Origin of the sequence: Streptomyces sp. NPDC002130, from assembly GCF_040296465.1 — a bacterium.
GTDB lineage: Bacteria > Actinomycetota > Actinomycetes > Streptomycetales > Streptomycetaceae > Streptomyces.
The window spans coordinates 1-1,025 of the sequence record NZ_JBEOXI010001287.1 but is presented as its reverse complement, the minus strand read 5'-3'; the positions used below and the strand labels follow the sequence as shown (position 1 = coordinate 1,025).

General features: G+C 63.0%; 2 protein-coding genes. Both read left to right on the top strand.

The window, feature by feature from the left end:
- Nucleotides 1–350: AMP-binding enzyme (locus ABT116_RS50340; RefSeq protein WP_502984125.1), on the top strand; the 350-nt coding region annotated here is incomplete at its 5' end.
- A 10-nt stretch (nucleotides 351–360) separates the two neighbouring features.
- Complete coding sequence (locus ABT116_RS50335; protein ID WP_351648562.1) at nucleotides 361–993, top strand: hypothetical protein; 633 nt, start codon at nucleotides 361–363, stop codon at nucleotides 991–993.
- The last annotated feature ends 32 nt before the right edge of the window (nucleotides 994–1,025 follow it).

Sequence of the window (1,025 nt, the reverse complement as noted above, 5' to 3'; positions counted from 1 at the left end):
TGGCGCGTAAGGATGCGGACGGCTACCTCTTCATCGTCGATCGCGCGAAGGACATGATCATCACGGGCGGCGAGAACGTCTACTCCAAGGAGGTCGAGGACGTGATCTCCGGCCACCCGGACGTCGTCGACGTCGCCGTTGTCGGAAAACCCAACGAAGAATGGGGCGAGACCGTCGTCGCACACGTCGTCTGGCGTGAACCGGATGTCATCAGCGCCGACGACATCAAGGATTACCTCTCGGACAAGTTGGCGCGCTACAAGATTCCGCGTGAAGTGGTGTTCGCGACCATCCTTCCGCGCACGCCGACCGGCAAGATCCAGAAGCACCTCATCCGCGCCGCGAGCTGAAAGGCCTGTCATGACTGATATTTCCGAGAAGACTGTCTCCGAGAACACCGTCACCCACCCGGCGCCGCATCGCACCCATGCAGTGCTCAACCAGTCGGTACCGCGCACGGACGTCAACGAGTTCCTGCTCGATACGGTCCTGGCCGAAGGCGTCGCGCGTCACGACGCCGATTGGGCCACCAGTGAACTCACCGATATCGGTGAACTGGTCGGCAGTGCCGGGTTCCAGCACGACGCCGAGCTGGCCAACACGGTGATCCCCGAATTGAAGACCTTCGATCGCTGGGGAAACCGCATCGACGAGGTCGAATACCATCCGTCGTATCACCGGATCATCTCTGCCGCCGTTGCGCACGGTGCTCACACCTCTGCCTGGGCTGACCCGAAGCCGGGTGCCAACGTGGCTCGGGCCGCGGCATTCATGCTTTTCTCCCAGGTCGAACCGGGTCACGCATGCCCGATCTCCATGACGCACGCCGTGATCCCCTCGCTCGAGCTGCAGCCGGATGTAGCCGCCCTCTGGAACCCGCGCGCCCTTTCTCGGAGCTACACCCCCGAGTTGGACGCTCCCGGAAAGGCATGTGGACCTGCAACGGGCAGGCCCACCAGAAATGGAGCCGCGTGTGACCCGCGCTTCCGATAGGGGAGTCACACGATGACGAGGGGCAGATCCCT

Coding starts and splice junctions, on each gene's coding strand:
- ABT116_RS50335 (WP_351648562.1), top strand. CDS start 361: ATGACTGATATTTCCGAGAAGACTGTCTCCGAGAACACCGTCACCCAC.